The organism is Amycolatopsis sp. cmx-4-54 (assembly GCF_046548895.1).
Taxonomy (GTDB): Bacteria; Actinomycetota; Actinomycetes; order Mycobacteriales; family Pseudonocardiaceae; genus Amycolatopsis.
In genome coordinates this window covers 656,926-670,646 of the sequence record NZ_JAEBEJ010000001.1, presented here as the reverse complement: position 1 = coordinate 670,646, position 13,721 = coordinate 656,926, and the positions used below count along the sequence as shown (strand labels likewise).

The following is a 13,721-nucleotide window of genomic DNA, read 5'->3' as shown; positions in this document are numbered from 1 at the left end:
GTTCCGGTTTTTCACCACAGAAAAGTGGCCGCCGATTTCGGGTCCATTCTTTGCCCCGGCCCCAGGAGGCGCGGGCCGGACCCCCAGTAACCGGCCCGCGCCCGACACCGCGGTGATCCCCTGCGGCCACCGCGAGTTCCGCGCCACCCGACCATGGTGCGGCCGGGACCGGTCCCCGCGCATGGGGGCCGGGACCCCATATTCCGGTGTGAGAGTGCACGGCCGTCACTCTCCGGACATCTTCGTGCGTGCGCTGAATGTGGGGGTGTCGCCCCCATGTGCGTGCCCGGCCGAACTGAAACCATGACCGTCGTGACGCCCCCACCATCGGCGACGTCCCTGCCGCCGAGGTGGTGGGTACACGGCCAGACCCCGCGCGAACGGACAGCGGACAAGCCCGCATGGGCGGACTTCGCCGAACACGCCGTCACCGCGCTTCTGCCGGAGCGACCCCCAGCCGGTGACTGGCGTGTCGAGTTCGCCGGGGTCTTCAGGTCGCTCGTCCACGCCGCTTCGCGTGCCGCGGTCCCGGACGACCTCCCCGGCGCCGAGGTCGAGTCCCTCCGCCGGGGTTTCGCGGCCCAGCTCGACCAGCATCTGCTCAAACTCGCGGTCCGCACACTGGTCCTCGAACTCCACCGCGGCCGCAAGGCCGGAGACCTCCAGGGCGAAACGCCCGAAGAGCGCTTCTCCGATTTCGTGCGCAGGCAGGCCACTCCGGCCGGCCTCGTCCGGTTGTTCGGCGAGTATCCGGTCCTGGCCCGGCTCGTGGCCCAGGCGTGCCTTCACGCCGCCGAAGCCCACGCCGAAACGCTGGCCAGGTTCTCTGCCGACGCCGCCTTGCTGCCCTGCTCGGTCGTCGACGGCGAACTCGGCACGCTCGTGGAGGTCGCGGGCGGGATCGGCGACTCGCACGCACGCGGACGTTCGGTCAAATTGCTCCGGTTCTCCAGCGGTGCCAAGGTGATCTACAAACCACGGCCGCTGATCCTGCACGAACGGTTCAGCGACGTCGTCACGCAGCTGAACAAACGGCTGCCCGGGTTCGAACTGCGGACCGCGGACGCGCTACCGCGGGCGGGCTACGGCTGGCTCCGGTTCGTCGAGCACCGGCCGTGCGCCGATATCGGTGACGTCGACCGCTTCTACCGGCGGCAGGGCATCCTTCTCGCGCTCCTGTACGCGCTCGACGCCACCGACGTCCACTACGAGAACATCATCGCCTGCGGCGACCAGCCCGTGCTGATCGACATCGAAACGCTGTTCCAGCCGTCGCCCCCCGATCCGCCGGAGGGCGATCCCGCGGCGGCGATGCTGGCGCGATCGGTCCAGCGCACGCTTCTGCTCCCCCAGCTCTTCGCCGGGGAGCACGGCGCCGTCGACATCTCCGGCCTCGCCGGCCGCGGCGGGAAGCTGCCCACCGACCGCGTCGATTGGGCCGATCCGGGCACCGATCGCATGCGGCTGGTGCGGGTGCCCGGCGAACTCGCGGGCGGGAACAACCTGCCGCGTCTCGACGGCCGCGACATCACGCCCGCCGAACACAGTGCCGCGCTGCTGGCCGGATTCCGGCTCGGCTACGACGCGATCTCCACCGGCCGGGACGAACTCGCCGAGCACCTCCGGCGCTGCGCCGAAGATCCCATCCGGGTGCTGATCCGGCCGACGAACTTCTACTTCCGGCTGCTGGACGAGACCACCCATCCCGATCTGCTTCGTGACGCCGCCGACCGCGACCGCGCGTTCGACCTGCTCGAAGAGGATTCCGCCGACGAGGAGAAACTGCTCCGCCTGGTACCGCACGAACGGGACGACCTCTGGTCGGGCGACGTGCCGATGTTCACCTCGAACCCCGGCTCGACATCGCTGCTGGATTCACGCGGCGAGAGCGTCGACGGGGTGGTCGAGCGGCCGTCGCTGTCGACCGTGCTGGCGAAACTCACCGACATGGACCCGCTCGACCAACGCGACCAGGAGTGGCTGATCTCGGCCACGCTCGCCATCAGCACGGCGGCCGCGGGCCAGCACGGCGGCGGCGAGACCGCGGAAACGGCGGCGCCGAACCAGGCGCCCGACGCGGAACGACTGCTGGTCACCGCGTGCGGCATCGCCGACCAGATCGTCGCCAACGCCTTCTCGGACGAACACCGCTCCAACTGGCTCGGGATCGAACTCGTCGATGACCGCTACTGGACCGTGCTGCCGATGGGCGCCGGGCTCGGCGAAGGCTACTGCGGTGTCGCGTTGTTCCTCGCCCAGCTCGCCGAACTGACCGGGATCGCGCGATACCGTGACTTGGCCGCGTACGCGATCAGCCCGCTCCCCGGCCTTTTCGCCACGCTCCGCGCCGACCCCGAGCTGGCCGCCACCGCCGGCTGCGGCGGCCTTCTCGGGCTCGGCGGCGTCGCGTACACGATCGCCCGGCTCAGCACGCTGGTCGGCCTTCCCGCCGGCGATCTCATCGAGCAGGCCGTCGACCTGATGCCGGACGCGGCTCCCGAAACTCCCTCCGGGTTCACCACGGGGCTGGCAGGCGGTGTCGCGTCGATGCGGTCGGTGTATGTCCAAACAGGACTGGACGCGGCACTGGCAAGGGCCGATCGGTACGCCGCGGAATTGCTCGGCCGCGAACGTCCACGGGAGAAGTCGTTCGCCCGCGGTTCGGCCGGGATCGACTGGGTCCTGCGGGCGCACGACCGGTCCGGCGAAGAACCATCCGGAAGGGCGGACGATCGGGCGGAAAACACCGGCGGCTGGTGCGACGGTCTCGCAGGCGACGCGCTCGGCCTTGCCGCTCACCTGCCCGATCCCGGGCACGCCAGGGACCTCGACCGGACGATCAAACGGCTGGCCGACGGGGCGCCGCTGAAGGATCTCAGTGTCTGCCACGGCGAGTCCGGAGTGCTGGACGTGTTGTGCGTGCTGGCGGAGAACGGGCACACTGGCGCCGCCGCCGCGGTACGCCGCCGGACCGGTCATCTGCTCGCCGCCATCGACCAGCGTGGTGCCCGCTGCGGGACGCCCGGCGCGGTCCCGTCGCCAGGGCTGCTGAGCGGTCTGGCGGGGATCGGCTACGGCCTGCTGCGGCTGGGATTCGGTGACCGGGTCCCCTCCGCGCTCCTGCTCCGCCCCGACCGGCCGCATCCCGCGGCAACCGTTGTTCCGCCGGTAAATCGAGTATGAGGAGAAAACCCGCATGTACGAGAGAGATCTGCCCGCCACCGAAGACGTCCTCGGCGCCGTGAACCTGCCGCGCGCCCTCGAGGTCGGCTCGCGCAACCACGCGCTGGCGGGCGGCAAGCCGCGGCTGAGCGCCAACCCGCTCGCCACCCTGTCCACGGACCCCGGTTCGCCGTCCGTCGTCAGCGTCTTCACCGGCGGCTGGATCTGAGCAGCCGTCGGTGAACCCGCGACCGCGATCGACGTCGGCAGGACACCGCCTTGCCGGAAACGGCACGATCACGAACAAGGCGTCCTGCCACCGCGATAGCGGGGCCTTCGGCCGGGCGGGTCCGCGCCACCCGCCTTCGTGATCATTCATCGGCCGTGACGGGGGAATCCGCTCGCTATAGTCACGGCGGTGGGAATCCGTTCGTCGCGGGTGATCGGCCGCGACGCCGAACTGGCCGAGCTCTCCGGAGCTCTCGATCGCGCCGTCGCGGGCCGCGGCGGCGCGATCTTTCTCGTGGGCGAAGGCGGCATCGGCAAATCACGGCTCGCCATCGAGGCCGCCTCACGAGCGGTCGCCGCCGACATCCCGGTGTTGCAGGGCCGGGCCAGTTCGATCGGCCCGCTCGTCCCGTTCCGGCCGCTGGCCCAGGCGTTGTGGTCGCATTTCCGCGGCGGCGGCCCGCCCGCGGCGGCCGAACTGGACCCGTTCATCCCCGTGCTCGCCCGGCTCGTCCCCGACTGGGGCCGCGGCGACCGGCCGCGGGAGTCGGGTTCCCTGATGGTGCTCGCCGAAGCGGTGTTCCGGCTGCTGGCCGTCACCAGCCGCGACCGCGGCGCGCTCCTGGTCCTCGACGATCTCCAGGACGCCGACGCGGAAACGCTGTTCATTCTCGAATACCTCGCCGACAATCTGCCCGCGGCACAGGCCCTGTTCGTCGGCACGCTCCGCAACGAGCCGTCCGAGGCCCTGCGCCTGGCGACCTCCGGCGCCCAGCGGATGAGCTGCGCCGTGGTCGAACTGGGCAGGCTCGGCCTCGCGGACACCCGCGCCCTCGCCGCCGCTTGCCTCGAGACCGAGCCGGAAAGACTTCCAGCGGCCGCGGCCGAACTGTTGTGGCGCAACAGCGCCGGCCTTCCGTTCATCGTCGAGGAACTGCTCCACGGCATGGTGAACGACGGACTGCTGGTCGAGGGCCGCGACGGCTGGCGGGTCATCGGCGAACTCCGCGCCCGCGTTCCCGCCGCCCTGGTCACCAGTATCGGCGTCCGGATGGAGCAACTCGGCGAGCAGGCGGGCGAACTGCTGTCGGTCGCGGCGATCATCGGCCGTCGCTTCCCGCTGACGGTGGTCCAGACGGTCACCGGAACCAACGACCGGACCCTGCACAACCATCTGAGCGCCGCGGTCTCGGCGAACTTGGTGACCACCGACGAGACGACACCCGGCTGGTACGCCTTCCGTCATCCGCTGACCGCGGAGGCGTTGCTGGCTCGCCAGGCACCCGCACGGAAGGCGGCGCTCGCCCGTCAGGCCGCCGACGCCGTCGAAAAGCTGTACCCGGGGCTGCCGGGCGACCTGTGCGCGCTCGTCGCGTCGCTCCGGCTGACCGCGCTGGACGAACCGGCGGCAGGCCGTCTGTTCGCGGAAACCGGTCGCCGTGCCCTCGACGCGGGCGCCGCCGACTCCGCGGTCACGATGCTCACCAAGGCCGTCGACCTGCTCGCCGGGGCCGACGCGGGTGATCGGGCCGAAGTGCTGGAGACACTGGTGCACGCGCTCGGGCAGACCGGCCAGTTCGACCGCGCCGTCGAGCTTTCCGCCGCGTTCGGGGAGATCGGCACGCTCGAACGGGCCGCCAAACTGCATACCCAGCTGGCCTGGGCCGCCTACATCGCCGGACGGCACGACGAATGCCTCGGCCAGATCGAACGCGCCCGCGCTCCCCTCGGTTCGGCGATCTCGCCGGCTCAGCAGGCCGCGCTCGACGCCGTCGAAGCGAACCTCTGGCTGGACGTTCCCGGCCGGGCGGGCACGGCGGAACGACTCGCGCGGCAGGCCTGGAAGGTGGCCGAGGCGACCGAGCAGCCGTTCGTCGTCTGCCAGGCGTTGCAGGTCCTCGGCATGCTCGCGCTGTCGCGGGACCTCACCGAATCCGAGCACTACATGCAGCTCGCGCGGCGGACCGCCGAGGACGACCATCTGCACCACCTGCGCACCCAGGCGCTGGTCCGGCTGGGCGGGCATCGGGTGCTGATGAACGGCGACGAGCAGACCCTGCTGCTCGCCCGCGCGGACGCTCAGCGCACCGGGTCGATCACCCTGCACTGCGCGGTCGATTCGGTACGCACCATGCACGCGATCCTCCGCTGCGAATTCGGCACCGCGCACGAGTTGCTCGCGGAGAACCTCGCCGTGCTGGGCAGGCTCCGGCTGACCGCGTTGCTGCAGTACGCCCATATGACCAGGGCGATGTCCGCCGGGCACCGGGCGGATCGCCCGGCGATGGAGCAGGCACTCGACGACTTCCGGGAGAGCGGCGGGGAGAACGCGCAGGAGATGGTGCTCAGCATCGGGCTGGCGCGGGTCTTCTGTTCCCTGCTCGAAGAGGACTTCGACCGGGCCCGCCGCGAACTCGGCCAGGTCGTCGAACTGGAGGATCGGCGGCCGAGCCGGTTCCACCTCGCCGGGCAGCACGGGCTCCGGACGCTCGTCGACACCCTCGGCGGCGCGCCCTGCCCGGAGGACGGCTCCGCCGTGAGCGGGATGCGGTGGAACCGGCAGTTCGTCGAATTCGCGCACGCGGTCGAGCACGGCAGACGAGGCGACGCGGCAGCGGCCGGACAGGCGGTCGCCTCCGCGCTGGAGACGTCGGCTCCCTATCCGCTGGCCCGTCATCTCGGTCTTCGGCTGATCGCCGAACCGGCCGCCGCCGACGGCTGGGGTGATCCGGCGGGCTGGCTCAAAGAGGCCGAAGAGTACTTCCACCGCAGGGAGATCCCGGCGGTCGCGGCCGCCTGCCGGAGTCTCCTGCGCAAACTCGGCGCACCCGTCCGGCAGCGCCGCTCCGGGGTCGACCGGGTACCCGGTGACCTGCGGGCTTCCGGCGTCACTGTGCGCGAGTACGAGGTGCTGGTGCTGCTCGCCGAGCGGATGGGCAACAAGGACATCGGCACCCGCCTGCACATTTCGCCGCGGACGGTCGAGAAACATGTCGCGAGCCTGCTCGCCAAGACCGGCCTCGCCGACCGTGCGGCCCTCGCCGAACGAGCCGCCGGACCGCGACCTGGCATGCTGTGATCCATGAGCGACCTCACCGTGTACGGCGCCGGCTGGTGCCCCGACGTCAAACGCAGCCGTGCCCTTCTGGACTCGAAGGGCATCGAGTACACCTACGTCGACGTCGAAGCGGATTCCGGCGCCGAGGAGACCGTGCGGGCGCTGCAGAACGGTGAGCGGCGCATCCCGACCATCGTCTGGCCGGACGGCACCCACCTCGTCGAGCCGAGCGACGACGAGCTCACCGCGCACCTGAACCGGTGACCCTCCCGGACGTCCCGCTCGGCACCAGAGTCGTCGTCCGGTACCGGATCGAGGGCGGGTTCACCGACGCGCTCGGCTACCTCCGCTCCCGTGGCGACACGGACTGCACGGTGGAGACCAAACGCGGACTCGCGACGATCCGGCTGGCGGACATCGTCCTGGCGAAGACGGTCCCGCCGCCACCGCCGCCACGATCCCGTCCGGCCTGACCACCCGTTTCACTCCGGCGCCACCGGGTAAGCCAAGGAATCCCCACCAGGAGGTTCCCTTGGCTGCCACAGCGAAAGACCCGGACGGTCCCACCGAGTTGTCCCGGCGATCATGGTGGGCGGTGCTCAAGCGGACGATCGCCGGGTTCAACCGCGACAACATGCTGGACTGGGCGGCCGCGCTCACCTACTACGGCGTCCTCTCGGTCTTCCCCGGTTTGCTCGTCCTGACCGCGATCCTCGGGCTCCTCGGCCCGTCGGCGACCCAGGCCCTGGTCGAGAACGTCGGCCGGATAGCGCCCGGTCAGGGCCGGGACATCCTGATCGGCGCGATCGAAGAGCTGTCCAAGACCGGCGGGCTGGCCGGAACGGCGGCGATCATCGGCACGGCGGGCGCGTTGTGGTCCGCTTCCGGCTACATCGGCGCGTTCATGCGGGCGTCCAACGTCATCTACTCGATGCCCGAGGGCCGCCCGATCTGGAAGACCGTGCCGTTGCGGATCGGGCTCACCATCGCCGTGCTGATCGTGCTCGCCCTGTGTGCCGCCGGGGTGGTGGCGACCGGCGGGATCGCCCGCTACCTCGGTGACCTGGTCGGTCTCGGTTCGACCGGTGTCCTCGTCTGGGACATCGCGAAATGGCCGGTGATCGCGCTGCTGGCGGGGCTCGCGTTCGCGATGCTCTACTGGGTGAGCCCCAACGTGCGGCAACCGAAGTTCCGCTGGCTGACACCGGGCGGGCTCGTGGCCGTGCTCCTCTGGGCCGCGGCCACCGCCGGGTTCGCCTTCTACGTCAGCAACTTCGGGTCGTACAACAAGGTCTACGGCTCGCTCGCCGGCGTCATCGTGTTCCTGATCTGGCTGTGGATCTCGAACATCGCCGTCCTTCTCGGCGCCGAACTGGACGCCGAACTCGCGCGTAGCAAGGAGCAGGCCTCCGGATCCCCCGCCGACGACGAACCCTTCCTCCCGCCGCGTGACACCTCGGCGATGGATGACGACGAGGCAGCCGCAGTCGCCGAAGCCGAAACGAAGAATGCCGACTGACGCACGAACTGGACATCGTCGACTGCCGAAGGAGGCGGAGCGGCGGTTCGGCTTACTCAACGGGGCTATCCGACAGCCGGATTTGATGCTTATATGTCCGGTTTTCGACGAAAGTGCAAGGAAACGCGGCATCCCGGCCTGACTGTCCATAAGGGACAGTCAGGCCGGGATGCCGTGCCCGAGTTGGGCGATTTGTGCGGGTTGCCGAGGGGGTCGTGAGTGATTAAGGGGGTTAGAACGACCATTGCCAGTCACGACCCCTGCGCACCGCTACCTCGGAACAGTCCCCCTATGGACAGTCGAGGAGGCGCCGGCGCCACTGTGACAAGCCCGCCTTCACCCCTCCGCCGACTTCACCAGCGGTTACGCGACTTGTCGGGATCCTGCTGACACACCCGTGAAGGGCTCCTCCCTCGGCCACAGGGAGGAGCCCTTCACATCGGGGTGCTAGCTCTTGCTCGACTTGGTGGCCTTCTTCTTGGCGTCCTTGACCTTGCCCTTGACCGTCCCGACCGCGTCCTGCACCGGGGCGTAGGTGCCGTAAAGCGCCGGATCGGGTTTCGGAGCGGTGCCCGGTCCGCCGAGCGGCTCGGGTTCCATCAGGTACTCGATCCCGTCTTCGCCGAAGCTCCAGCCGCCCTTCGCACCGTCCGGGCCGTCGGACAGGTGCCAGACCGAGTTGTTGTGGTCCTGGTTCTCCTCGTCGAACAACGCCGTCGGCGCGATGTCGCCTTCCAGGCCGTCGGCCTTGAGTTCCTCGATCGCGGCGAGCCACTGCTTCTGGTGCACCGTGTCCCGCGCGAGGTTGAACTGCAGCATCGCCTTCACACCGGGGTCGTCGGTCATGTTGTACAACCGGGCCGTCTGCAGGCGGCCCTGTGCCTCCGCCGCCACGTTCGCCCGGAAGTCGGCGAGCAGATTGCCCGACGCCACGATGTAGCGGCCGTTCCAGGGATAGCCCTGGCTGTCGCTCGGCGTGGCGCCGCCACCGGAGATGATCGCCTGCTGGGGATCCATCCCGCCGAGGATCGCCGCCGTGGCCGGATCCTTCGCGGCTTCGGCCACCATGGTGGCGGGCGCCCCTTCGAGCAACCGGGCGACCATCGTCGCGAGCATTTCGACGTGCCCGATCTCCTCGGTCGCCGTATCCATGATCAAATCCTTGTACTTGCCTTCGATCCGGCAATTCCAGCCCTGGAACAGGTACTGCATGGTGACGGTCATTTCACCGTAGGCGCCGCCGATGAGTTCCTGCAGCTTACGGGCGTACAGCGCGTCCGGCTTTTCCGGTTTGGCCTCGAATTGGAGCGATTTGGTATGACGGAACACTGACAACCTCCAGAGAATTCAGGTGAGAACGGACTAACGAGAGTCGGCGATCGGCGCCTTCGAGCCGGAGAGCGGAATGAGCCCGAGGGCGATCATCCCGACGGCGAGCCCGAGGTGCAGCCAGTTGTCGGCGGTGTTGACGGGCACGAAATTGGCCGCCGAGCCGTGGTCGATCAGCAGCCCGTAGAGCCAGAGCACGAGGTAGATCACCCCACCGCCCACGAGGAACGCCTTCGCGCCGGTCACCGTCCGGGCCAGCAGAATGCCCGCGACGCCGAACGCGAAGTGGACGATGTTGTGCAGGATCGACACCTGGAACACACCCAGCAGCAACGCGCCGGACTCGTGCCCGGCACCGCTCAGCTGCTCGTAGTTCGTCGTGATGCCGGGGATGAAGCCGAGAATGCCGACGAGCAGGAAGACCGCGCCCACGCCGAGGGCGAGGAGCTGGCGCGGTGCCCGCCGAACCGTGGCCGGCGATGCAGTCATGATTTCCTCCGATCCAGGTGGAACAGGACTGTCGGACGCCCGATGGGCGAACAACACGCGGGTACCCGAGGGAGATCCGGTCACACCGGGGGAACCGGCGTTTTCGAATCCGTGGGAACCCCCGTGTAATCCGGCGCGTTCGGGGTAGCCCCTGCGAAGCACGCACGTCACAAGGAGGGTGGAAATCGTGGCCGAGGAGAAAGCACCCCAGGCCGGGCCGTTCGGCAAGCTTTTCCGCGCCGGATTTCGCGCACTGGCGGCGCTTCGCGGCGCTCGGGCATTCCACCCGAACGGTCTACTGCTCAAAGGGGAACTTCAGGCTTTGAGGCGTGATGACCTGGCACTGCCCGAAGAGCCGGTGGCCGTCACCGTGCGGATGTCCAAGGGCGCCGGTCTCCCGGGGCGCGTGCCCGATGCACTGGGCCTGGCGGTGCGGATCCCCGCCGTCGGAGGCCATCCGTGGGATCTCACGTTGACCACGTCGGGCACCGGCCTCGCCGGTCGCGTGCTGCCGCGGCCGTCACGCGCCTGGACGGCCGGTCGCTACAGCACGTTGCTGCCCTATCGCACCAAGGGTGAGCTGGTCTGGCTGTCCGCCTACGCGGAGACGTCGCGGCACGCCGAAGCGTCGCTGGACGGTTTGCGGCGGCTGCTGGCGGAGGGGCCAGTGACCTTTCTCGTCGAAACCGTCCGCGCGAACGGCCACCGGACCCCCTGCGCGAGGCTGACCCTCCACGAGGTCGACGACGACTCCCCTCGCCCCGCTTTCGATCCGATGCTCAACCCACCACCGGGCTGGGAGCTGCGGCCCGGCTGGCTCACCGAGTTGCGCGAGCGCGCCTACGAAGGCAGCAGGGAGGGTCGCTGACTCACCCGGCGAGCGGCTTGTCCAGCACGGCCTTCCCATGGCTGAAGTCGTCGATCGAGTAGCGCCCGTGATAGCGGGCTCATCCCGCTCTCCCCCACACCGCCGAACGGCAGTTCCGGCGCCGCGAGGTGGATGATCTTGGCGCCGAACACCAGCCCTCCCGACGACGTCTCCGTCTCGATCCGGCGCTTCGTCTCCTCCGATTCGGTGAAGGCGTACAGCGCCAGTGGCTTGTCGCGCTCGTTGACGAACGCCAGCGCCGCGTCGACGTCGGCGACGTCGGCGATCGGCAGGATCGGGCCGAAGATCTCGTCCCGCATCACCGGGGCATCCGGCGACACCCCGGTGAGCACGGTGGGCGCGATGTACTTCTCGTCGCGGTCGGCCTGACCGCCGACGACGACCGTTCCGTCGCCCAGCAAGGCGGCGGGCCGGTCGTGATGGCAGGTCGAGAAGAGGTCACGCAGTTCGTCGACGACCGTTCGGGAATCCTTGTTGATCATGGTTCTGCGCCTAATCGTGAACGCTTGGCGCCGCTCGGTATAGGGCGTTATACAGAAGGCGGCTTTGCTTTCTAACGCTCATTGCCACTCATGACAACCGTCTCCCCGAAGGCGTTCCTTTATGGACAGCGGCCACTTCCCTCCCAAGTACATGAAGGACCCCTTCACCGCGCTAGACGCAATGAAGGGGTCCTTTACGTACTTCAGGCAACGAGCACTACGGGTAGCTCACCAGATTGCTCGGCCGCGTGTCCGGTGGCGTCACCGCCCCGGCGTCGTTGATCACGTGCTTGATGGTTCCCTTGTAGTTCAACGAAACCGTCACCATGTTGTGGAACCGGACGCCTGCCCGGTTCGGCACCTCGAACGCGTGATACAGGTTCACCGACGGGTTGTCGTTGAAGAAGCAGTAGCTGCCCAGGCCCCACGCCTCGTGGGAGGTCACGTTGTCCCCCACCTTGTACGCCGCGTACCCGTTGAGCCCGTTGGGACTCTTCCAGCCTGCCTGATCCGGGACGTCGTACGGGATCTCGTTCTGGAAGAAGATCGTCCTGCCGTTCTGGCCGTTCCAGATCACCTGGTACTTCTGGTAGTGCTCGACGAACAGGCCGGTGGCCAGCACGTTGTCGCCGTTGACGACCACGCCGGTGTCACCGGTGTTGATCGTCCAGCCATAGGTGCCCACGTTGCCGTGGTCGGCCCGCCACGCCCAGATGTGGTCGATGATCGTGTCACGGCTGTTGACGATCAGGCTGTTCGTCGCCTTCCCCGCGATCTGGCCGCCGATCCGGAAGAACACGTCCTGCAAGGTCGTCGGGTTCGCGGAGTGGTTCGCCGTCGAGCCCGCCTGGCCGACCGTGAGCAGCGACTGCGAATTGGTCGTCCCCGCGTCGAACAGCAGACCCTTGATCCGGACGCCGTCCACGTCGGCGACCTTCATCGCGTCGACACCGTTGTCCGGTACCAGTGTCGGGTAGCCGACGCCGAGCACGACGGTGTTCGCCTTCGTCACGTTGAGCGTCTGGTTCAGGTGGTAGACACCCGGCGTGAAGAACAGGTTGCAGCCCTGGGAAAGCGCGGTGTTGATCGACACCGCCGTGTCCCCCGCCTTCACCACGTAGAACTGGCTCATCGGCAGCGAGCCGCCCGGGGTGCCACCGTTGGCCCAGCTCGGACCGGAGGCGTTGGTGCGCAACGAAGGCAGGAACACGCGGTACTTGCCGGAGCCGTCGAGGTACAGGTACGGAACGTCACGGGAGACCGGCGTGGTGCCGAGCGTCGTCTCCGGCGGGTTCGGGAAGGTGTTCGCGGGAGCGCCGCTCGTCCCGGAGAAGACCATATTCCAGACGCCGCCGTCCCAGCTGCCGTAGCTGCTGTCGCGGGTGTACCACTGCTGCTGCGAGATCGACGCGGTTTGCCCGGACACCTTGCTGTCGGCGGTGTAGCCACCGCTGGCGAACCCGTAGCTGGCCGGGTAGAGCTGGAGCCCGCCGCGGATGTCCATCCGGCGGAACGGCGCGGCCTGCGCGACCGCCCAGCGGGTCGATCCGCCGCTCGGGACCACGGCCAGGTTCTCCGCCGAGCGCCAGAAGTTCTGCAGCGCCACACCCTTGTCCGACTCGTTGAACGCGTCGACGGTCACGTCGCCGTTGATCACGACGTCGCCCGGGTTCTGCCCGAGCCCCGCGACGGAGGTGTAGTAGCCGACGTTGTCGTGGATGCCGTTGTACACGCCGGGCTTGAACAGGTGCGCGTACCGGCGTTCGGTGAATTGCGCGGTCAGCGTGTCCTTCTGCGCGTTGAAGTCCGCGTCGAGCTTGGCCTGGATCGCCGACGCCGGCATTCCCGGGTCGAAGATCCGCACGTTCGGGCCGAAGTCCGGAACCTCGGCCTGAGCCGGGCAGGTCCCCTGTGCCGATCCGATCGTGTAGCTCGCCGACGCCACCGGGGAGTTCGCCGAACCGGACTTGAGCGCGATCGCGGAGATCGTCGAGGTGGCGGAGACCGTGATCGGCCCGGCGTACATAGTGGACGAGGTTGTCGGGGTGGAACCGTCCATTGTGTACCGGATGATCGCGCCCGCGGTCGCGCTCGACAACGTCACCGACCGGGCGCTCGGATAGTTGCCACCCGGTGGATCGAACGTCGGCGAGGCGACGGTCGTGCCGCTGCCGCCGTGGGTGTACGTGAAGTGCGGGGTGTCGTACTGCGGCCCGCTCTTCTCGTAGGTGAACCAGTAGTCGAGCACCGTGCCCGCGGCGAGCGAACCGACGGTGTGCCGCCACGTGCCGCCGTTGTCGGTCATGCGGACGTTCTGCTGCCCCACTCCCGGAACGCCGGTGTAGTGGATGTCGACGTACCGCGCGGGGGTCGACGGGGTGAAGGAGAACTGTGCCTGGCTCGCGTTCAGGGAGGCGGCATTCTGGCTGTAGTCGGCGGCCGCGGCGGTGGCACCGCCCAGCCCGGTCGCGATCAGGAGCGCGGAAAGGCCCGCGGCGAGCACGCCACGGACCCCTTTCCGCCGTGGGGGCCGCACAAGGATCCGGTTCACGTCGTGACACCTCC

Annotated in this window: 11 protein-coding genes; 7 read left to right on the top strand and 4 right to left on the bottom strand. The window is 68.9% G+C overall.

Annotated elements, in window-relative coordinates:
- Positions 1 to 303 precede the first annotated feature (303 nt).
- From ACLJQ7_RS03320 to ACLJQ7_RS03295, 6 genes are all read left to right on the top strand, one after another.
- Positions 304 to 3,183 carry a type 2 lanthipeptide synthetase LanM family protein gene (locus tag ACLJQ7_RS03320; RefSeq protein WP_410646629.1) on the top strand — a complete coding sequence of 960 codons (2,880 nt, stop codon included), beginning with the start codon at positions 304 to 306 and terminating at the stop codon, positions 3,181 to 3,183.
- Positions 3,184 to 3,196: 13 nt separating this feature from the next.
- Positions 3,197 to 3,391 (top strand): hypothetical protein, encoded by a 195-nt coding sequence (locus ACLJQ7_RS03315; RefSeq protein ID WP_034318598.1) that lies wholly within the window; start codon positions 3,197 to 3,199, stop codon positions 3,389 to 3,391.
- Positions 3,392 to 3,580: 189 nt separating this feature from the next.
- Positions 3,581 to 6,469 carry a helix-turn-helix transcriptional regulator gene (locus ACLJQ7_RS03310; RefSeq protein ID WP_410646628.1) on the top strand — a complete coding sequence of 963 codons (2,889 nt, stop codon included), beginning with the start codon at positions 3,581 to 3,583 and terminating at the stop codon, positions 6,467 to 6,469.
- Positions 6,470 to 6,472: 3 nt separating this feature from the next.
- Positions 6,473 to 6,712 carry a glutaredoxin family protein gene (locus ACLJQ7_RS03305; RefSeq protein WP_410646627.1) on the top strand — a complete coding sequence of 80 codons (240 nt, stop codon included), beginning with the start codon at positions 6,473 to 6,475 and terminating at the stop codon, positions 6,710 to 6,712.
- On the top strand, positions 6,709 to 6,921 hold the full coding sequence (locus ACLJQ7_RS03300) for a ferrous iron transport protein A (protein WP_410646625.1): 213 nt from the start codon (positions 6,709 to 6,711) through the stop codon (positions 6,919 to 6,921). The genes ACLJQ7_RS03305 and ACLJQ7_RS03300 overlap by 4 nt, the downstream gene beginning before the upstream one ends.
- 59 nt (positions 6,922 to 6,980) lie before the next feature.
- A complete protein-coding gene (locus tag ACLJQ7_RS03295) occupies positions 6,981 to 7,967 on the top strand; it encodes a YihY/virulence factor BrkB family protein (protein WP_410646624.1) in 987 nt (328 codons plus the stop codon).
- A gap of 447 nt (positions 7,968 to 8,414) precedes the next feature.
- Here the strand turns inward: ACLJQ7_RS03295 and ACLJQ7_RS03290 are convergent, their stop codons facing one another.
- Both ACLJQ7_RS03290 and ACLJQ7_RS03285 read right to left on the bottom strand, forming a co-directional pair.
- Positions 8,415 to 9,296: a manganese catalase family protein gene (locus ACLJQ7_RS03290; RefSeq protein WP_410646623.1), complete on the bottom strand. Its 882-nt coding sequence runs from the start codon at positions 9,294 to 9,296 to the stop codon at positions 8,415 to 8,417.
- A 33-nt stretch (positions 9,297 to 9,329) separates the two neighbouring features.
- Positions 9,330 to 9,785, bottom strand: coding sequence for a DUF4383 domain-containing protein (locus ACLJQ7_RS03285; RefSeq protein ID WP_410646622.1), 456 nt, complete (start codon positions 9,783 to 9,785; stop codon positions 9,330 to 9,332).
- Positions 9,786 to 9,972: 187 nt separating this feature from the next.
- Here ACLJQ7_RS03285 and ACLJQ7_RS03280 point away from each other — a divergent pair, with 187 nt between their 5' ends.
- Positions 9,973 to 10,653: a hypothetical protein gene (locus ACLJQ7_RS03280; protein ID WP_410646621.1), complete on the top strand. Its 681-nt coding sequence runs from the start codon at positions 9,973 to 9,975 to the stop codon at positions 10,651 to 10,653.
- Here ACLJQ7_RS03280 and ACLJQ7_RS03275 read toward each other — a convergent pair.
- Together ACLJQ7_RS03275 and ACLJQ7_RS03270 are read right to left on the bottom strand one after the other, a co-directional pair.
- Complete coding sequence (locus tag ACLJQ7_RS03275; RefSeq protein ID WP_410646620.1) at positions 10,626 to 11,156, bottom strand: aldehyde dehydrogenase family protein; 531 nt, start codon at positions 11,154 to 11,156, stop codon at positions 10,626 to 10,628. The two genes, ACLJQ7_RS03280 and ACLJQ7_RS03275, sit on opposite strands and share 28 nt — an antisense overlap.
- A gap of 217 nt (positions 11,157 to 11,373) precedes the next feature.
- The gene (locus ACLJQ7_RS03270; protein WP_410646619.1) at positions 11,374 to 13,707 is read right to left on the bottom strand and encodes a chitobiase/beta-hexosaminidase C-terminal domain-containing protein; all 2,334 of its coding nucleotides are present in this window, start codon (positions 13,705 to 13,707) and stop codon (positions 11,374 to 11,376) included.
- Positions 13,708 to 13,721: the final 14 nt, after the last annotated feature.

Coding starts and splice junctions, on each gene's coding strand:
- ACLJQ7_RS03315 (WP_034318598.1), top strand. CDS start 3,197: ATGTACGAGAGAGATCTGCCCGCCACCGAAGACGTCCTCGGCGCCGTG.
- ACLJQ7_RS03320 (WP_410646629.1), top strand. CDS start 304: ATGACCGTCGTGACGCCCCCACCATCGGCGACGTCCCTGCCGCCGAGG.
- ACLJQ7_RS03285 (WP_410646622.1), bottom strand. CDS start 9,785: ATGACTGCATCGCCGGCCACGGTTCGGCGGGCACCGCGCCAGCTCCTC.
- ACLJQ7_RS03305 (WP_410646627.1), top strand. CDS start 6,473: ATGAGCGACCTCACCGTGTACGGCGCCGGCTGGTGCCCCGACGTCAAA.
- ACLJQ7_RS03275 (WP_410646620.1), bottom strand. CDS start 11,156: ATGATCAACAAGGATTCCCGAACGGTCGTCGACGAACTGCGTGACCTC.